Origin of the sequence: Sphingopyxis sp., from assembly GCF_016463645.1 — a bacterium.
In the GTDB taxonomy this organism is placed as follows: Bacteria; Pseudomonadota; Alphaproteobacteria; order Sphingomonadales; family Sphingomonadaceae; genus Sphingopyxis.
In genome coordinates, this window is record NZ_JAEMQX010000002.1 from 40,362 (window position 1) to 59,769 (window position 19,408).

The 19,408-nt window shown below is 65.4% G+C and carries 15 protein-coding genes; 8 read left to right on the forward strand and 7 right to left on the reverse strand.

Annotated elements, in window-relative coordinates; all coding sequences use genetic code 11:
• Window positions 1-18 precede the first annotated feature (18 nt).
• From JHC57_RS01060 to JHC57_RS01085, 6 genes are read right to left on the reverse strand one after another with little or no spacing between them, the layout of a single operon-like run.
• The gene (locus tag JHC57_RS01060) at window positions 19-1,068 is read right to left on the reverse strand and encodes a hypothetical protein (protein ID WP_294027906.1); all 1,050 of its coding nucleotides are present in this window, start codon (window positions 1,066-1,068) and stop codon (window positions 19-21) included.
• 25 nt (window positions 1,069-1,093) lie between these two features.
• Window positions 1,094-2,431 carry an MFS transporter gene (locus tag JHC57_RS01065; protein ID WP_294027908.1) on the reverse strand — a complete coding sequence of 446 codons (1,338 nt, stop codon included), beginning with the start codon at window positions 2,429-2,431 and terminating at the stop codon, window positions 1,094-1,096.
• A 41-nt stretch (window positions 2,432-2,472) separates the two neighbouring features.
• Window positions 2,473-3,252, reverse strand: coding sequence for a pyrroline-5-carboxylate reductase (gene proC / locus JHC57_RS01070; protein ID WP_294027910.1), 780 nt, complete (start codon window positions 3,250-3,252; stop codon window positions 2,473-2,475).
• Window positions 3,252-4,517, reverse strand: coding sequence for an amidohydrolase family protein (locus JHC57_RS01075; RefSeq protein ID WP_294027911.1), 1,266 nt, complete (start codon window positions 4,515-4,517; stop codon window positions 3,252-3,254). Before JHC57_RS01075 ends, proC begins: the two co-directional genes overlap by 1 nt.
• Entirely contained in the window at window positions 4,514-5,902 is a 1,389-nt protein-coding gene (locus JHC57_RS01080; RefSeq protein WP_294027912.1) for an amidohydrolase family protein, read from the reverse strand. The genes JHC57_RS01075 and JHC57_RS01080 overlap by 4 nt, the downstream gene beginning before the upstream one ends.
• Entirely contained in the window at window positions 5,899-6,498 is a 600-nt protein-coding gene (locus JHC57_RS01085) for an FMN-binding negative transcriptional regulator (protein WP_294027914.1), read from the reverse strand. Before JHC57_RS01085 ends, JHC57_RS01080 begins: the two co-directional genes overlap by 4 nt.
• A gap of 210 nt (window positions 6,499-6,708) precedes the next feature.
• On the opposite strand from JHC57_RS01085, the gene JHC57_RS01090 reads away from it, so the two are divergent.
• The 8 genes from JHC57_RS01090 to JHC57_RS01125 all read left to right on the forward strand — a co-directional run bounded on the left by JHC57_RS01090 (window position 6,709) and on the right by JHC57_RS01125 (window position 18,400).
• Window positions 6,709-8,169, forward strand: a complete 1,461-nt coding sequence (locus JHC57_RS01090; protein WP_294027915.1) for a PLP-dependent aminotransferase family protein — start codon at window positions 6,709-6,711, stop codon at window positions 8,167-8,169.
• A gap of 94 nt (window positions 8,170-8,263) precedes the next feature.
• Entirely contained in the window at window positions 8,264-8,755 is a 492-nt protein-coding gene (locus JHC57_RS01095; RefSeq protein WP_294027917.1) for a hypothetical protein, read from the forward strand.
• Window positions 8,755-10,422, forward strand: coding sequence for an amidohydrolase (locus JHC57_RS01100; RefSeq protein ID WP_294028050.1), 1,668 nt, complete (start codon window positions 8,755-8,757; stop codon window positions 10,420-10,422). The genes JHC57_RS01095 and JHC57_RS01100 overlap by 1 nt, the downstream gene beginning before the upstream one ends.
• 166 nt (window positions 10,423-10,588) lie before the next feature.
• Window positions 10,589-12,745 carry a TonB-dependent siderophore receptor gene (locus JHC57_RS01105; RefSeq protein WP_294027919.1) on the forward strand — a complete coding sequence of 719 codons (2,157 nt, stop codon included), beginning with the start codon at window positions 10,589-10,591 and terminating at the stop codon, window positions 12,743-12,745.
• 265 nt (window positions 12,746-13,010) lie between these two features.
• The gene (locus tag JHC57_RS01110) at window positions 13,011-14,117 is read left to right on the forward strand and encodes a PepSY domain-containing protein (protein ID WP_294027920.1); all 1,107 of its coding nucleotides are present in this window, start codon (window positions 13,011-13,013) and stop codon (window positions 14,115-14,117) included.
• A gap of 85 nt (window positions 14,118-14,202) precedes the next feature.
• Window positions 14,203-15,402 (forward strand): carbohydrate porin, encoded by a 1,200-nt coding sequence (locus JHC57_RS01115; protein ID WP_294027921.1) that lies wholly within the window; start codon window positions 14,203-14,205, stop codon window positions 15,400-15,402.
• A gap of 270 nt (window positions 15,403-15,672) precedes the next feature.
• On the forward strand, window positions 15,673-16,962 hold the full coding sequence (locus JHC57_RS01120) for a putative porin (RefSeq protein ID WP_294027922.1): 1,290 nt from the start codon (window positions 15,673-15,675) through the stop codon (window positions 16,960-16,962).
• A gap of 337 nt (window positions 16,963-17,299) precedes the next feature.
• Window positions 17,300-18,400, forward strand: coding sequence for a pyridoxal phosphate-dependent aminotransferase (locus tag JHC57_RS01125; protein ID WP_294027924.1), 1,101 nt, complete (start codon window positions 17,300-17,302; stop codon window positions 18,398-18,400).
• A 69-nt stretch (window positions 18,401-18,469) separates the two neighbouring features.
• Here the strand turns inward: JHC57_RS01125 and JHC57_RS01130 are convergent, their stop codons facing one another.
• Complete coding sequence (locus tag JHC57_RS01130; RefSeq protein ID WP_294027925.1) at window positions 18,470-19,390, reverse strand: hypothetical protein; 921 nt, start codon at window positions 19,388-19,390, stop codon at window positions 18,470-18,472.
• Window positions 19,391-19,408: the final 18 nt, after the last annotated feature.

Here is a 19,408-nt window from a genome sequence, read left to right on the forward strand (position 1 = left end):
CCCCCTTGTTACCGTCCCTCAATTGGGCTGCCACGTCTCCACCCGGAAGCTGTCGGGGTGATAGCGCGTCACCTCCTCTTCGCCATCCTTGCCCGGAAAGTCGGTCGATGCCGCGTTCACGAGATAAAGCCGGCCGGTCCGGTGATCCATGTCCATCATGCGCGCGCCGAAGGCGGTGCGGATCGTTCCGACCAGCCGGAGCGTGTCCGCACCCTCGCGCGCGACGACGGTCATCGAACCCTCATAATTGCTGCTGACGATCCGCTCGCGCTCCTCGTCATAAGCGAGTGCGTCGATCCCCTTGCCGATCGGAACGCGCGAAAGGATGCGGCCGCTCGCGGGATCCATCAGGAATACCGACGGCTTGTCGCCGGTGCATGCACCTAGCAGGCGATCCGTCGCGACCAGATATTTCATCTTCGACACGTTACAGCCGACATCCCAGCGCGCTTGTTCCTTGAGCGTGCTTGAATCGAGCTTGAGCACGATCCCGTCGAGACGCGCGGGCGCATAGAGATGGCCCTTCCCGTCGGCGGCGGGGTCGTCCATCTTGCGAAAGGGGAAACGTGTCGTCGCGAGCAACTTGCCCGTTGCGGCATCGATGCTGAACCAGGTCGCCTCCTTCGGTCGCGTGCCGGTAATCACATGGAAACGTCCGGTCGCGGGATCGAGCGAACCGCTGTTCAGCCCGCCGTCGCTGGCCAGCTTCGTCCGCGCGATGAGCTTCAGCGTCTTGAGGTCGAAGCTCAGCAGCGAGCCGTCGTCCATCGCGACATAGCCGCGATTATATTCCGGCAGCAGCGCCGGACCGTTGGCACCGGCAGAATTTTCCATCGTCTTGATCGCCTGTCCCCGGTCGACGTCATAGACGGTGAGCCCGTCCTTCAGCCGCCCCATGAAGAGCCGCGCGCTTCCGGGCTCGAACTTCACATAGTCCCAGCCGGTATCGGAACTCGGCAGCGTGACGCTGCCGGTCTGCGTGTAGGGAAGCGGAGGCGCCTCCTGCTGCGCCTGGGCCGGAACAGCCGCGAGGAGGGCTGCGGCGGCGAGGAGAGATATTGCTTTCATCGGAAAAATGCTCCGTTCCAGTTGCTCAATGAAGATGACCATGGGCGCGCGGCTCGCGCATGCGCAGGGCGACGATGAAAGCGACCGCGCAGACCGCCGAAACATACCAGGCGAACGCCCCTTCATGTCCCATCTGCTTCGCGAGCAGCGCCATATATTCGGCGGTCCCGCCAAAGATCGCCGAGGCGATCGCATGACCGAGACCGACGCCGAGCGCACGCACGCTCGCCGGGAACAGCTCGGCTTTGAAGAGGCCCGAGACCGAGGTGTAGAAACTCATGATCGCAAGCGCCGCGAAGACGAGCAGCCCTGCGGTCCACATCGTCTGTACCTTGCCGATCGCCCCGAGGAGCGGCACGGCGAAGAGCGTCATGCCGCCGCTGAAGATGAGGAGATTGGTCCGGCGGCCGATGCGATCCGACAGGATGCCGAGCGCCGGTTGCAGCAGCAGGAACAGGAAAGTCACGGCGAGCATCACCCGGCTCGCGCTCGCGACATCCATGCCCGCCGTGTTGACCAGATATTTCTGCATATAGGTGGTGAAGGTGTAGAGCGTCACCGCGCCTGCGGCGCTCAGCGCCATCACCGTCAGCATCGCGCGCGGGTGCCGGAACAGCGCTTTCAGCGATCCCGCATCCTCGCCCTTGCCCGCGGGTTCGGCGGTCTCGTGCATCACGTCGCGAAACAGCAGGAAGATGCCCGCAAGCACCGCGCCGAGCATGAAGGGTATGCGCCAGCCCCATTCGCGGATCGCTTCCTCGCTCATCGCGTTCTGCAACAGGAAAACCGTCAGGAGTGCAAAGAGCTGGCCGCCGATCAGCGTGACGAACTGGAAGGAGGCATAGAAGCCGCGCTTCCCCGGTTCGGCGATCTCGCTGAGATAGGTCGCCGCAGCTCCATATTGGCCGCCGGTAGAAAAGCCCTGCATGAGCCGCGCGACAAGCAGCAGCGCCGGAGCCGCGGCGCCGATCGTCGCATAGGTCGGCAGGATGCCGACCAGCAGCGAGCCGCCGCCCATCAGCAGCACCGAGGCGATCATCGCCGCGCGGCGGCCGTGGCGATCGGCATAGCGTCCGAAGAACCAGCCGCCGAGCGGCCGGATCAGGAAGCCCGCCGCATAGATGGCGGCGACATTCAGAAGCTGCGCCGTCCGGTCGCCCTCGGGGAAAAAGGCCGACGCGAAGTAGAGCGCGGTATAGGCATAGGCGTAGAAGTCGTACCACTCGATGAGATTGCCCGCAGAGCCCGCGACCGCAGCGCGCGCACGCGTCTTGCGGTCGAGCAGGACGGGGCCCGCCGGGCGCGTGTCGAGGGGGGCGTCCCCGTCGGCGGGCACGCCTGTCATTCCCGGAATCTGGGTCATTCATCTCTCCTGTGCCGGCCGCTCCGGAGCCGGCATCCTTCTTATCCTGCAAGCTCCCGCGACCGCGCCGCGGCAGCATCGATTACCGCGCGGAGCAACCGGTCGATCGCTTCCTCCTTGTCCAGCTCGGCGAGCCCCGCCGCAGTCGTACCGCCGGGGCTCGTCACCTGCTGCCTGAGATCGGGAAGTGCCGCCTCCCCGGCCTCGGCAAGCGCCCCGGCGCCGACCAGCGTCGCGCGCGCCAGCCGCATTGCAAGCGGCCGAGGCAGCCCCGCCTCGACGCCGGCGGCTGCCAGCGCCTCGGCAAAGCGGAAGAAATAGGCGGGACCGCTTCCCGACAGGGCGGTCACGGCGTCGATCTCGGTTTCCGAGGCGAGCCAGACGAGGTCGCCGGTGGGCGCGAGCAATTGTTCGACGGCCTCCCGGTCGCCTTTGCGCAGACCATCCGCACCCACGGCACCGCTGATGCCCTTGCCGATGGCCGCTGGTGTATTGGGCATCGCGCGAACCACCCGGCCGGTGCCGCCGAGTGCTTTGCCCAGTCCGGCGAGCGTCTTGCCCGCCATGATCGAGACGAACAGCGCACCCGCTTCCGCAAGCGGCACGAGCTGCGCGGCGACCGATCCGAATATCTGCGGCTTCACCGCCAGCACCACGACGAGATCGCCGTCGGACTCGACCTCGGCGAGCGACGGTACCGCCTCGGTCCCCGCGGGCAGCGCGTCGATCATGGGGTCATGCACCAGTACCCGGCGGCTGCCTTGCCAGCCGCGCGCCATCGCGCTGCCCATGCGTCCGCAACCCACGAGAAGCACGGTCATCAGCGGATGTCCCGATAGCGTTCGGCGAGCATGTCCTGGCGCGACCGTGTCGAGGCTTCGCGCCCCTCGACGATCACCTTGACGGCATTGCTCGAGGGCTCGAGGGGATCGCCGTCCCAGACGACGAGATCGGCATCGGCGCCCGGTGACAGGATACCGCCGCCGCGGCCCCAGATTTCGAGCGGATTGACCGTCACCGCGCGCAGCGCTTCATAATAGGGCAAGCCGTTGGCGACTGCGATGCCCGCGCCTTCGCGAAGCCCCATTCCGGCATTATAGTTGGCGTGGATCGCGCCGCCGGCCTGGCCCACGGCAACGCGAACCCCCGCCTTCACGAGAATCGCCGCATTGTCCTGCCGCGCGCCGAGCTGGTCGAAGTTGAAGGGCAGATTGACATGCGGGTCGAGAATGACCGCGACCTTCGCCGCGGCCAACGCATCGGCCGCGCGCCAGGCGTCGGTTCCCCCGACGATGATGAGCTTGACGCCGAATTCGCTCGCGAGCGCCGCCCCCTGCCTTATATCGGATTCGCGATGCGTCTGGATTGCAAGCGGCACGTCGCCGCGGAGCACCGAGCGGATGAGTTCCTCGCCGCCGTGACGCCCGGCGGGCACTCCGGGCGGCGGTCCCTTGCGCTTCCTTTTGTCTTCGGCCGGTGACGACGCCTCCATGGCTTTCTTCGCGTCGCCGAGCGCCTTGCGAAGCGCCGTCCACTGGACGGCGCGCGAACCGAGACGGTCCCAGGCGCCGCCGCCGACGACGGCGTAGACGCCGACATTGGAGGTATCGAGGATATCGACACCGTCGCGCAGGCGGGCGAAGGCCGCCTCGCCGCTGAACGGCGCATGGCGCGAAGGCGAGGGATAGACGAGCGCGCGCGTGATACCGTCGGCACGCGCGAGACTGACCAGCGTCGAATTGCCGTTGAGCGCGCGGCTCACGTCATAACCCGGATTGCGCTCGTCGGTCGAACTCGTGTCGACCGTATCGGGCGAACCCGACACCTCGACGAGGCCGATCTGGGTCGCGGCATTGACAAGGCCCGGCGTCACCGGCTTGCCGCCCGCATCGATCACGTGCGCATCGGCCGGTACCGGACCCGCCGCGGTCACCGAGACGATGCGCCCCGCCTCGATCAGGATCGTCGCGCCGCGAACCGGCTGGTCCGTCTCCATCGTCCAGGCCTCGGCGTTGGTGATCGCGAGCGTTTCGGCCGCAGCGGGCGACGCGATCGCCAGCGCGATCAGGCTTGCGAGCATCTTCATGGCCGTGCTCCCCCGCGTCCCAGTTCGAAATCGGACACCGGCTCGGTGGGTGGCTTCGCGCGATCCCAGGCCACCGCGCCGCCGATAAGGACAAGATCGGCGCGGCTGTAGATGCTGAACGGATCGCCCGACCAGACCACGAGATCGGCCTGCAGACCCGGGGCGATCGTGCCGACCTGCTTTTCGAGACCGAGCAGCTTCGCCGGGTTGCTTGTCGTCCATTTGATCATCCGCTCGGGAGGAATGTCGATCCCGATCCGGCGGCCCGCGGCAGCTGCCTTGGCGGCCGCGATGTTGAGACGCTGGCCGTCGGCGGGCGAGTCCGAGTGCATCATGACGCAGACGCCGGCCTGCTCGAGCATCGGCGCCTCGGCACGGACCGCGTCTTGCGCCTCGACCTTGAAGCCCCACCAGTCGGCCCAGACGGCGGCACAGGTTCCTGCTTCGCGAAGCAGGCCGGGAATTTTGTAGGCTTCGGTTGCGTGATGGATCGCCCCGATGCGGACGCCATATTCCTTTGCGACCGAGAGGACTGCGGCAATGTCGCCCGCGCGGTAGCAATGGAGATTGACGCGTATGTCGCCGGCCAGAATGCCGGCCACTGCCTCCAGCTTATAGTCGCGCGGCGGCATCGCGCCGCCGCTCGCGCGCGCCTGTTCGACCGCGCGCTTGTAGCGCTGCGCGTCCGCGAACTGCTGGCGCATATACGAGATGACGCCCTGCCGGCTCGTCGGCCCCTCATTGTCGTCGTCGGCGCCCCAGCTCTTGGGATTTTCGCCGCAGGCCATCTTGAAGCCCTGTACACCGCCCACGGTCTTCATGCCCCACACCGTCGGCGCGCGAACAGGCTTCACAACCACCGAACGTCCCGCGAAGATCGGTGTCGAGCCGGGCAAGATCTGGATCGTCGTCACGCCGTTCGCAAGCGCCCGGTCGAACGCCATATCCTGCGCATTGACCGCCGTCTCGATCCAGGTGTCGGCGCTGTTGGGCGATGCGACCTCGGACACATCCGACGCCTCGCGATCGATCGCGGTGAGCGGAAGGACGAAGGTGCCGTCATGGCTATGGACGTCGATGACCCCCGGCGTGATCCAGCGGCCCGCGGCGCCGACTTCACGCACCCCGGGGTTCGCAAGCGCGTTGCCGACGGCAACGATCCGGCCTCCGCGCACGAGGACGTCGCCGCCTTCGATCCGCCCGCCCGCACCGTCGAGAATCGTCGCGCCCCGGAGCAGCATGTCGTCGGGCGGCGGCGCCTTGTAGCGGCTCGGAAAGGGATCGTCCTGCCAAGGCGGCGAAACTGCGCGCTGCGCGCCCGCCGGCGCTGCCAGAAGCAGCGCCGCCAACATCACCGACCCGATCCCGACCCGCCTTGTCATCATTCGCGCCCCTTGTTGAACCGCAACATCCAGGAAAGCGTCGCTTCGTGGGGAAGCGATCCCATGATCGACGCAAAGGTTTCCGACTTCTCGTCCTGGCCCAGCTTGAACTTGCCCGAGAGGCTGGTCACCGTCGCACGAAATCCGATGATGCGCTGCAGCATGCCTTCGTAGCGGGCGCCGAGCTCCTCGACCGCCCAAGGCAGCTCGCGATGCGCTTCCATCGCCTCGATCAGCACTCCCAGCGAATATTCGGTCAGCGCATCGTCGATCTCGACATCAGCACCGATCTTGATCTGCGCATAATTCCAGGTCGGGCCCCAGTTCCGGATGCCGGCATGTTCGGGGCTGATATAGGCGTCGGGGCCCTTGAAGAGGATCGTCGCGCGCGGGTCGCTCACCAGCGCGCCGTGAAGCGGATTGGACCGCATCAGATGACCGATCAGTTCGACAAGCTGGCCGTCCCCATCATAGATGCCCACGAGCGGCAGCAGGCTCGCCTCGACCGCGCCCGCCGGCCCGGCGCACACCCAGGCCAGAGGATATTCCTCGATAAGCGCGCGCACATCGGCATTTTCGAATTTGTCGAACAGCCCCACAAAACCCCCTCGAATCCGCGCATCTGCGGCGAACGAAAGCCGGCAGGGCGCCGGCGACCGTCCTTCTCATCCTGTCTTGTTCCCCAGCATTGGAACTCCGGCAAGCACCAAAAACGAAAAGCACGGGGGACCAACGCCGGTTGCGGTTTCGAGCGCAGCCGAATATCATTGGCCCCATAAGAAATAATATTTCCAGGTGAGGTGGGGCCAATGCTGCGTCCATTGCAAGTAAGACTCGGGGAGCGCATCGACCCGTCGCGCGATGTTCCCATCTACATGCAGATCATCCAGGCGCTGATCCGCGACATTGAGCGCGGACGATTGACATCGGGAACCTACCTGCCGAGCAGCCGCGAACTCGCGAAGGTGCTCGGAGTCAACCGCAAGACTGTCGTTCTTGCTTATGAGGACCTCATTGCACAGGGCTGGCTCGACTCTGCCGGGACGCGCGGCACGATGGTGGCGACCTCGCTTCCCGATCCGGTCAACCGCCACCAGGGCGAAGCCGAAGCCACGATGAGCAGCGCCGTCATCGATTACCGCTTCGCCTCGCCCCCCGAACGCCCGATCGCGGTCCCACAGGGCCCGGGCCTCAAGATCGACGAGGGCGCCCCCGATGGCCGGCTGTTTCCCGTCGAACTGCTCGCGCGCGCCTATCGCCTCGCGGCGCTGCGCATTTCGCAGGATAATGGCTTCCAGTACCGCGACCCGCGGGGATCGCCGGCGCTGCGCGAGGCGGTCGCGGCCATGCTCCGCAGCCAGCGGGGCCTGCCGGTGAGCGCGGAGAATATCTGCATCACGCGCGGCAGCCAGAACGGCATTTTCCTCGCCGCCCAGGTCCTGATCGGGCGCGGCGATTCGGTGATCGTCGAAAAGCTGACCTACGAACCCGCCGTCGCCGCCTTTCGCGCGATGGGCGCGAACATCGTGCCGGTCGGGCTCGACGAGGACGGCATCGACATCGACGCCGTCGAACATGCCTGTCGGCGCAACGCGGTGCGCGCGGTGTTCGTGACGCCACATCACCAGTTCCCCACCACTGTCTCCCTCCGTCCCGAACGACGCCTCCGGCTCCTCGACCTCGCACGCCAGTTCGGTTTCGCGATCATCGAGGATGATTATGACCATGAATTTCACTTCGAATCGCAGCCGCTCCTCCCGCTTGCGGCCTATGGTCCCGGCCATGTTCTCTATGTGGGGTCCATGTCCAAGCTTCTCCTGCCGGCGCTGCGCATCGGCTATATCGCCGCTCCACCCGCTGTGATCGAGGCGATCGCACACCGCGTGTCGCTCACCGATGGCATGGGAAATGCCCTTACCGAAGATGCCGCGGCCGAACTCATAGAAAGCGGCGAGTTGCGCCGCCATGGACGGAAAGTCCTGCAGGTCTATGCGAAGCGCCGCGCGAGTTTCGCCGCCGAAATCGACCGCACGCTCGGCGGCATCGCCGAATATCGCATGCCCGACGGGGGGCTCGCTTTCTGGCTGAAGGTCAATACCGATCTCGACAAGATGGAAGCGCGGGCGGCTGCCATGGGGCTTCGCTTCGCGGCATCGCGCTCCTTCATGACCACCGACGATGCACCGCGCGGGCTGCGGATCGGCTTTGCGAGCCTCAATTCGCACGAGGCGCGAACGGTGCTCGGGGCATTGCGCGAGGCGGCGGGTTAGGCGAATTCGCGCTGGTCCCCTCCATTCGATCATAATTGGATGTTTTGCGATCCACGACAAGGGCAGAACCTGCAGCGGTTCAGGAGGGAATTATATGAAGCTCAAACTTTCACTGATTATCGCCGCCGCGGCCCTGCCGCTCCCCGCGCTGGCCCAGCAAGCCCCCGCTCCGGCCCCGGCGGCCGAGAATGCGGCCTGGCCCGAAGCCTGGTTCGAGATATTCAAGCTCGCCCCCGGCAAGCAGGAAGTGTTCATCCGCAACATCGCGATGGCCGACGAAGTCGCCGCGGCCGGCGGACAGCCGCCGATCCAGCTCTTCTTCCATGAAAATGGCGCCGATTTCGACGTGATCCTTTTCAAGCCGGTGACCGGTTTCAAGCCGACGCCCGAACAGGAAGCCGCGATGGAGAAGAAGCGGAAGGAACTCGGCCTGCCGAGCGGCCCCGCCTATTTCGTGAACATCCGCGAGAATATCGCCGAACATACGGACTCGAAGACCTATGGCCCGTTGTCGGCCGCGACCTGGCTCGGTCGCCTCGACAAGTGGCGCGCCGAAAACCCGCCGCGCAAGGCATCCGCAAAGTGATGCTGGGCCGCCGCACGCTCCTGGCCTTCGCCGGCGGAACCGCTGCGGCGGCCGTCTCCCGCGCCGCCTTTGCCGGCGCGGACGACGCGCTCGACACCGCCTATATCAATGCGAAGGTGTGGACAGGCGCGGGACCCGATGTCCGTACCGACGCGATCGGCGTCAAGGGCGACCGCATTGCCGCGATCGGCGCCGATGCGGTTCGCGCACGGACCGGCAAGCGGACGCGCGTCGTCGACCTCGAGGGCGCGTTCGTCACGCCGGGCTTCATCGATCCGCATGTCCATTTCGTCAAAGCCTCGCAGATGCTGTCGCAAGCTTCGCTGCGCGAGGCGAAGGACCCCAAGGAATTCGTCGCGCTGATCGCCGCCGCCGCCAAGGCCTTGCCAAAGGGCCAATGGCTCGAGGGCGGCAACTGGGATCAGGACCGCTGGGGCGGCGAAATGCCCCACCGCTCCTGGATCGATGCGGTCACCCCCGATACGCCCGTCGCGGTGATCCGCTACGATCTTCATATGCTGCTCCTCAACTCGCTCGCGCTGAAGCTCGCGGGCATCGACCGCGACACACCCGACGTTCCGGGCGGCGTCATCGAGCGCGATGCAAGCGGCGAGCCGACCGGAATCATCAAGGACGCCGCGAAAGATCTGGTCCTTCGCGCGATCGGCGAGCCGACCAACGACCAGATCGACGCCGCGACGCGCCACGGTATCGAGCTCGCTCTCTCGAAGGGCGTTACGCAGGTCCACCCGACCGAACTCGAGACGATCAGCTTCGATTCGACGCGCAGACTGCGCGCCAAGGGCGAGACGGGTCTGCGTTTCCGTCATTATCTCCCGCTCAAGAACTATGAGACGCAGCTCGCACTGATCGCCCGCGAAGGGCGCGGTGACGACTGGGTCCAGTGGGGCGCTTGCAAGGTCGTGTTCGACGGCTCGCTCGGATCGCGCACCGCAAAATTCTACGAGCCCTATGCCGACGATCCATCGACGCGCGGCATCGTTGTCACCGATCCGGCCGATCTCAAGGCTTGGCTCGCAGGCGCCGACAAGGGCGGACTGCAAGTGACCGCCCATGCCATCGGCGACGAGGCGAACGACATCGTCCTCGACACGATGGCGGCGGTTGCCCGGACAAATGGCGTCCGCGACCGTCGCTTTCGCGTCGAGCATGTCCAGCACATGAAACCGCACGCGATCGCGCGCTTCAGGGACCAAGGCATCATCGCGTCGGTGCAGCCCTATCACGCGATCGACGACGGGCGCTGGGCCGTGCGCCGGATCGGCGAGGAGCGCCTGAAGACGAGCTTCGCCTTCGGCTCGCTCGTGCGCTCGGGCGCCCATGTCTGCATGGGGTCGGACTGGCCCGTCGCGCCGATCGATCCGCTCACCGGGCTCGACGCTGCGGTCAATCGCGAAACCCTCGACGGCAAGAATCCGCAAGGCTGGCACCCCGAGCAGCGCGTCACGCTTGCGCAGGCGATGCACAGCTACACGCAGGAAGGCGCGTACGCGGGGTTCAACGAGAAGAAACTCGGCCTGATCGCGCCCGGATTTCTGGCCGATTTCGTCGTCTGGGACAGCGACTTCTTCGCTATCGATTCGCATTCGCTTGCCAAGGCCAAAGCCTTGAAAACAATTGTCGGCGGCATAGTGCGCTTTGGCTGATCCGGGGCCGGACCGTACCCTTGGCCCGGCGTTGGTCCCCAACCTCTCCCCAAATTGGATGTTTTAAGACCCAACGGGGTCAAACATGTTACAACTCCGATGACAGGCTTGGCACCCGGCCCTGCCGTATCGAACGGGGTTCAGGACACCAGTTGGGGGATAGATCATGGCAGCATTTCGGGGCATTATTCAGGGGACCAGCTTCCTGACGCTAGGCGCGGCGCTCGCAGTAAGCGCGCCTGCATTCGCGCAGGAGGCGGGCGAGAGCGAAAGCATCGTCGTCACCGCGCAGCGCAGCAACGAGACGCAGGTCGTCCGCGGCGGATCGCTTGGCGCGCTGGGCGACAAGGACGCGATGGAAACGCCCTTCGCGGTAAAGGCCTATAGCGAGACGCTCATCCTGAACCAGCAGCCGCTGACGCTCGGCGCGGTTCTCGAGAATGACCCCTCGGTGCGCACGTCGCTCGGCTTCGGCAACGCGTCGGAACAGTTCGTCATCCGCGGCTTCCCCCTCTACGGCGAGGATATCGCGATCGACGGCCTCTATGGCGTCACGCCGCGCCAGCTCGTCTCGCCCGAACTTTACGATCAGGTGATGGTGCTGAATGGCGCGAGCGCCTTCCTGTTCGGCGCAGCCCCCGGCGGCACCGCGCTCGGCGGCACGGTCAACCTTCAGCCCAAGCGCGCGAAGGACAAGGACACCAACCGCGTCACCGCCAATTATCTTTCGGACGGCCATCTCGGCGGTGCCTTCGACTTCGGCCGCCGCTTCGGCGACGACGGCGCCTTCGGCGCCCGCGTCAACGGTGCCGGCCGCTGGGGCGACATTGCGATCGACGACGAATATCGCAGTTCGGTGGTCGTCGGCGCCGGCCTCGACTGGCGCAGCGAACGAGCTCGCCTGTCGCTCGACCTCGCCTTCCAGCGCGCCAAGGTCGAGCATATGCGCCCGATGGTTCAGCTCAATGGGGTGACCGCCGTACCCGATGCCCCGAAGGCGACGCTCAATTATGGTCAGGAGTGGAACTATACGACGCTGCGCGACATCTTCGGCATCGTGAAGTTCGAATATGACATCAGCGACGACTTCATGTTCTACGCGGCGGCGGGCGCGCGCGATGCGGCCGAACGCGGCGTCTATCAGGGCCTCCAGGTGACCGACGCGCAAACGGGCGCCGCCTTCGTCACCGGTTCGAATATTCCGCGCAACGACAATAATGAATCGGGACAGGTCGGCATTCGCGGCAAGTTCGCTACCGGTCCGATCACGCACGAGATCAATCTCGGTGCGTCGCACAGCCGCTATGTGAACCGCAACGCCTATGAATTCGGGCCGTTCGGTCCGCCCGCAGCGCCTGCCAACAACATCTACAACCCGGTTCAGGTCGCAAAACCGACCTTCAACGCGCTCGTCGCAGGCGATCTTCAGGATCCCAACCCGGCGAACCGCACGCGGCTGACGAGCTTCTTCGTGTCCGACACGATCGGCGCCTTCGACGAGAAGGTCGAGCTGACGCTTGGCCTTCGTCGCCAGGAAATCTTCTTCCGCACTTACAATATCACCACCGGCGCGCAGCTCACGCGCTACAAGGAACGGGCGACGACGCCGGTCGTCGGCCTCGTGATCCGCCCGAGCGAGCGCTTCTCCATCTATGCGAACCGCATTGAAGGGCTTGTCCAAGGTCCGGTCGCGCCTGCCGGCACGATCAATGCGGGCGATGTCTTCCCGCCCTTCAAGACCAAGCAATATGAAATCGGCGGCAAGGTTGCGCTCGGTAGTTTCAACGCCTCGGTCGCGCTGTTCCAGACCGACCGCCCGCAGGCATTGACGATCATCAACGACCAGAATCAGAGCGAGTTCACTGTCAACGGACTGCAGCGGAACAAGGGCATCGAGTTCAGCCTTGACGGCGAGCCGGTCAAGGGACTCCGCGTGATCGCCGGCCTGTCGCTGACCGACGCGAAGCAGCGCCGCACCCAGAACGGAACCACGGACGGCCGCGACGCGATCGGCGTTCCCGACTATACCGCCAACCTCAACGTCGAATGGGATCTCGGCTTCCTGCCGGGCGTAACGCTCACGGGCCGCGTGATGCAAACGGGCAAGCAGGCGGTGAACCTCACCAACACGCTCGAGTTGCCCGAATGGACCCGCTTCGATCTTGGCGCGCGCTATGTCGTCGCGGCGGGCGACACGCCCATCACCTTCCGCTTCAACGTCGATAATGTCGCCAACGACAATTATTGGTCCTCGTCGCTCGGCGGCTATCTCGTGCAAGGCCTGCCGCGCACCTTCAAGACGTCGGTCACGGTCGACTTCTGAACGGGCGATATTCGCTCCCTTGGCCCGGCTGGAAACAGCCGGGCCTTTTTCTTTTATGGGCAGGCACAGCAGACCGGTGTTCCCGGCACACCAGCTTCCATCTCCTTCTCCCCGATCCAGAGAGCTTCCGGAGGGTAAAGGTGGGAGCGATGTTCCGTTTCCAGCAGAGTGACGCAATGATCAGCCAGCCGCCTTTTCCCGGTTGGACCCCTCGTCCAACCCAGAAGTGGATGTTTTTAGGTCCTCTCCTTGCTGCCAGTCAGCCATGATGACCGCACAAGCTTCCCCGGTGCGCCCGTCGCTCCGCCGCCGCCTCATCAGCATCCACCGCTGGCTCAGCCTCTGCGCGGCCGTCTTCTGGCTGCTGCAGGCGCTCACGGGGATATTGATCACCTTTCACTGGGAGATCAGCGACGCGTCGATCTCCGGCCAGCACCATCCCACCGATCTGGCCGCCATCGAGCGGCGTATCGACCGGATATCGGAAACCGATGGCGGCAGGATCAACGAGATCTGGACGACGGCTGGCCTCCCAGATCGCTACAATATCTATTATGACGACCGCGCTGGCGGGGGCCGTTCGGTGCGCATTCTCGGCGACGGGAGCGTGATCGATCGCCCCCGCGACGACGAGACGCGCATCATGGGTTTCCTCGTCGGCTTCCATCACGACCTGTTCGGCGTTTGGGGCAGCTGGATCGTCTCGATCAGCGGCCTGCTGCTCTGCTCGAACCTTCTTCTCGGCCTCTGTGCCGCATGGCCGAAGCGCGGAACCTGGCGCATCGCGCTGACCCCTGCGCGCCGGGGGCCCGTCGCCGCACGCCTTTATTCGTGGCACCGCGCCGTCGGCCTTTGGGCCGTCGTCCCCGCCCTCGTCATCGCCGCGACCGGCACGATGCTGAAGTTCGAAAGCGGCATGGCCGGGCTGGTGGGCGCCGACGACGTGTCGCTCCCTGCCAACCCGCCATCGGGCGATCCGATCGGCTTCGCGGCCGCGGCGGGCGCGGCGCTCGCCGCCATCCCGGGCAGCAGCCTCACCCAGGTCGCCTGGCCCGAAGACGATGACGCGACCTACCGCGTGCGCGTGCGGGCACCGGGCGAGATCCGCCGCGCCTATGGCGGAAGCATTGTTCTCATCGACTCCAACAACGGCAGCGTGCGCGGTATCTATCCGATCGCCGAGGCCGAGCCCGCCCGGGGATTCATGAGCGCGCTCTTCCCGATCCACACCGGCGAGGCGGGAGGGACGATCGGCCGCATGTTGCTCGTCGCGGTCGGGCTGTGGTTGATAACGATGATTGTCGCGGGCGCTCTCTTGTGGTGGAAGCGGCGGCGGCCGCGCAAGGCGGCGCCGGGCAGGATCGCCGCCTGAAGCACTGCGGGCGAGAGGAGATAATGAGTATGTCTATGGAAGATTGGTGTCTGTTGGCCGCGGCCGGAAAGAGGGCGAGGCCTTGATGCTGGTCCCTGCTACCATGCTCGCGCTCGCGGCGGCGCCTTTGGACCCATCAGAAGGCCGGACGGCGAGCCATATTCCGCACAGCCATACCCATGCGCGCGAGGAGATCGACGAAGAGCACGGCCCGCTCCTGCTGCAACTCACCTATACCGGCGAGGTGATGGGAAATGCGTCGGGCGGGCTGCGTCGCGGCACGCGCTATCTCGATAACCTCGATATCGTGTTCGAAGCCGATCTCGAACGGCTTGCGGGCTGGCGCGGCGCCCAGATCCACGTCTACGGCCTTTATAACAACGGTCGTTCGATCAGCGAACTGGCCGGCGACGCCCATGCCGTGAGCAATATCGAGACCGGCGTGTCGGCGCTCCGGCTCTACGAAGCCTGGATCGACCAGAAGATCGGCGACACGCTGTCACTGCGCGCTGGCCTCTACGATCTCAATTCGGAATTCGACTCGCTCGAGGCCGCGGGCCTGTTCGTCAGCAGCCCGAATGGCATCGGGACCGACTTTGCGCAGTCCGGACAAAATGGCCCCTCGATTTTCCCCAGCACCTCGCTCGCAGCGCGGCTGCAGGTCGAACCCGCTGAGGGCTGGGCGATCCGCGCGGCGGTTCTCGACGGCGTACCTGGCGATCCCGATCATCCGGGGCGCACCGTCGTGCGGCTGGGCGGCGGCGACGGCGCCCTCCTCGTCGGCGAACTGCAGGCGCCCGTCGGCGGAGGCAAGCTGCTCCTCGGTCATTGGCAATATACGGCGCGCTTCGAGCCGAATGACGGCAGCGACCCGGCCAAGGGCAACCACGGCACCTATGTCCGGGGCGAATATCCGCTCGTCTCGTCGGGCGACCGGAAGGTCGACGGCTTCTTTCGCCTCGGCGCGGCGCGGGGGCGGTACAACATGTTCGACAGCTTCGCAGGCGGCGGCCTCAAATTCAGCGGCTGGATCCCCGGCCGGCCCGACGACGAGTTCGGTGTCGCGGTGGCCGCAGGCTTCACGTCGGATAGCTACCGGGCGGCGGCGGACGCTTCATCGGCCGAAGTCGCCATCGAGGCGACCTATCGTACCCAGATGACACCTTGGCTCGCGATCCAGCCGAGCGTCCACTACATCCATAATCCTTCGGCCGACCGCAATATTCCGGCTGCCCTTCTCTTGGGTCTTCGCGCCGAGGCGAGCTTCAGTCTTGCGGGCTTCTGACTTGATCGCCGAATGCTGCATCCGTCACCCGCTATCGGTTCTCCGCGCGCGCCGGACAGTATCAGGTCGATCGCGCGACCGGGCGGCATGTCAGGCTAGTGTCAGTCAGGAGCACTAAGGGGGGACGCGCCAACATCGGGTGAAGGTCAAGCGGCGTGTCCCGCCGACTTGCGAGAGCCAATTCGTCCCGGGGCACCATCGGGCAGCCGATCGGGGTCGGCGCCGCAATATCAGCTTCGGTATGTGACCGAAGCCGCAAGGGGATTGAACATGCATATTCGTATCGTTTTGCTTGCCGCCACGGCGCTGTCCATGGCGCCCGCCGCCTTTGCACAGGAAGACCGGCTCTCCGCGCTCGAGAAAAGGCTGGCTGCCCAGGACGAACGAATTGCGCAGCTCGAGGCGCTCGTCGCGACCCAGGCTACGATGCTCGATCAAAAGGCGCCGCCCGCACCCGTTCCGACCCTTCCTGCCCCGGCGACCGCCCCGGTGGCGGCGGCAAGCGCGACCCCGGCGAGCACAGCCTCCACCGCTTCGGGAGACTTCCGGATCCCGGGCCTCGACGTCAGCGGCGACATGCGCGTCCGGCAGGAATGGAACTTCGTCGATGGCCGGGACCGTTCGCGCACGGCAGTTCGCGCCCGCGTGCGCGCGACCTATGCCGTGAGCGATCATTTCGCCGTTGGCACACAGATTGCCACCGGTGATCCCGACGATCCGAACTCGACCGACGTGACGCTCGGCAATTTCGTCGATGACTTCGCTGTATCGCTCGACCAGGCATGGATCCGCTATACCAATGGCGGCCTGACCGCTTACGCCGGCAAGTTTCCGCAAGTCTTCCAGCGCACCGACATGCTGTGGGATGGCGACGTCTCGCCACAGGGCGTCGCGCTCGCCTATGGCGCCGACCTGGGCGGCCCGCGCGTCGATGCCCGGGGTCTCTATTTCGTGATCGACGAGGCCGCTGTCGCGCGCGACAGCGATATGCTCGGCGGCCAGCTTGCGCTGTCGGCCCCGCTCGGGTCCGACTTCAAGGCGGGCCTGACGGGCAGCTATTATCATTATCGCCTGGGATCGGTCGCCGGGGCCGACGCGGGCGATTTCAGGGGCAACCTGATCGCGGGCGGCCGTTACCTTTCCGATTACCACCTGATCGAGGGCATCGGCACGCTCAACTGGAAGGGCGCTTCGGAACGCTGGCCGGTCAGCTTCACGGCGGATTATGTCCGTAACCTGGGTGCGGCGGTCTCGGGCGACACAGCCTTCAATCTCGAACTGGCGGCCGGACGGACCGCCAAGCCCGGCGACTGGAAGGTCGCCTATAATTATTCGGAAGTTGAAGTGGACTCGGTGCTCGCCGCGTTCAGCCACGACAACATCGACCTTTCTACCAACTACAAGCTGCACGGCGTCGGCATCAATTATGTTCCGGCTCCGCACCTCCAGCTCGATCTTCTCTGGTATCACTATCGCCAGCTCGATCAGGCATTCCCCGGGATCGGGCAATCGAACGACTGGCTCGATCGCATCCGCCTCGCCTTCATGGTGAGCTTCTGATGCGTGTCCCGGTGATCGCAATCCTCGCCTGAGCTTTACCGCCATCCCCTTCCGTTCCGGTTACCATCGGCGCGCTGTCAGACAGAAGTCAGCCGAACGGGGGGGGGTAGGCGAAGGGCTCGCTGACGGGTCGTACAGACGGAGAATGTTTGCCGCGCGAAGCTGTCGTCTGAAGTGGCGCGTCCTGACGGCGTGTCGGACGCGGAAGCGCGTCGCCAATGTCCGGCCCACTGTCGCCGACCGATTGATTGTTGCGGTCCAGCATCCCCCGGAGGAGGGATAGCGCGATGTCGCCAATTCTCCCATGGTCCAGGCTCCACATTACCGAGGTGCCGCCATGCGTTATGCAAGACTTCCGATCGAGGTCGAATCTCCCGAAGAGTTCGGGTACGGGAATATCCGCAACAATCTGGCCGAAAGCTCGATTTCGGACCGCAAATTGTCCGACCTTGGGCTGACCATTCCCGACCTCACTTTGCTCTATACCGAGCATCGCGGCAGCACTTCGCTGCGCGCGCTGATCGCGCGCGATGGCGCGGGCCTCACTGCCGACGATGTGCTCGTCACGACAGGCGCCGCGGGGGCGCTGTTCATCATCGCGACCGCGCTGCTTTCGCCGGACGATCATATCGTCGTCGTGCGACCGAACTACGGGCTCAACCTCGAGACACCGCGCGCGATCGGATGCGAGATCAGCTATATCGACCTGACCTTCGACACCGGCTTTCGCACCGACGTCGACCAGATCGCCGCTGCGGTAACACCGAAAACCAAGATCATCAGTATCACCCACCCGCACAATCCGAGCGGCATATTGTCCGACGAGGCGGAATTGCGGCGCCTGGCCGATATCGCCGCGGAGGTCGGCGCCTATCTGGTGGTCGACGAAACCTATCGCGAGCTTTGTTTCGGGACGCTCACGCCGCTCGCCGCGACGCTCGGCAGCCATGTGATCAGCGTATCGTCGCTGTCGAAGTCCTATGGCATTCCGGGCACGCGCATGGGCTGGCTGATTGTCCGGAACCCCGAACTGCACGAAATCTTTCTCGCCGCGAAAGAGCAGATCGCGATTTGCGGCAGCGTCGTCGACGAATGGATCGCCGAGCAATTGCTGTCGCAGAAGGACAAGGTGCTCGCCGAAACGCTCGCCGAGATGGGGGCGCGGCGCGCGCGGATGATCGAATGGATGGCGGGCGAGGAACTGCTCGAATGGAACGAGCCGTCGGGCGGGGTTGTGGGTTTCGTGCGCATGCGCGGCGAACCGGCGGGCGGCGTCGCGGCCTTTTACGAACGACTGCTCAATGATCATGGCACCTATGTCGCGCCGGGCCATTGGTTCGATCTGCCCGACACCTATTTCCGCCTCGGCTACGGCTGGCCGACGCGCGAGGAAATGGAAGCGGGGCTGGTCGCGATTTCAGCGGCGCTGCGCGGGTAAAGATCGACCGGCTTGAACGTCGCTCCCGCGAAGGCGGGGGGGCGACGAATATTCTTTGGCTGTGTCGGCTTAACTCTTCAGCCGTTCCCACACCGTCTTGGCGATCGCGATGTCCTGCACCGCAACGCCGGTGAGGTCGGCAACGACGATCTCGTCATCGGCAAAGGCGACGGGATTTTCGAGCAGCGCGCCGAGTTCGACGAACGCATCGGGTGCGATCAGCCCGGCGCGGATCGGCCAGCCCGCTTCGCCATGATGCGCGCATTGCACCGCTGAATCGACGATCAGGCGGGCCTTGGCGGTCAGTATGGTTTCGAGTTCCTGCTTGCCCGGGGTGTCGGCACCCACCGCGACGATCCTTGTGCCCGGTCGTACCAGATCAGCGGTCAGCACCGGTGCGGTCGAGGGCGTCGTCGTGACGATCAGGTCGGCACGGACGCACAGTTCGGCCAGATCGACCGCCTCGCCCCCTAATTCCCCGGCGAGCGCAACGGCCTTCTCGGTGCTGCGGCCATAGACGAGGATTTCGTCCAGACCGAGCAGGCTCGCGATCATCTCGCCCTGCATCTTCGCCTGGATGCCGGTTCCCACGATACCCAGCACCGTCGAACCCGGACGCGCGATCGCGCGCGCCGCGATCGCGCCTGCCATCGCGGTGCGCATATCAGTGAGCACGCCCTGATCCTTGAGCATCGCGAGCTGCTCGCCGGTCTTCGCGCTCACGACGATCATGCAACCGTTGCTCGACGAAAGCCCCCGTTCGGGATTGCGGTAGAAGCTCGTCGCGAATTTGAAGATGAAGACGTCGTCGCCGGCGAAATATCCGCCCTTCACATGGCAGTCGCCGGGCGGGTCGATGAAATTCAGATGCCCGACCTCGGCGAGTTGCGCACTGCCGCGATGGAGGCGGCGGAACCCCTCCTCGACCGCGACGAGCGCCGCCGCCTCGTCCAGCGCGTCCAGTATCTCGGGCAATTCGACGATCCGCATGACTTCTTTCCTGCCGTT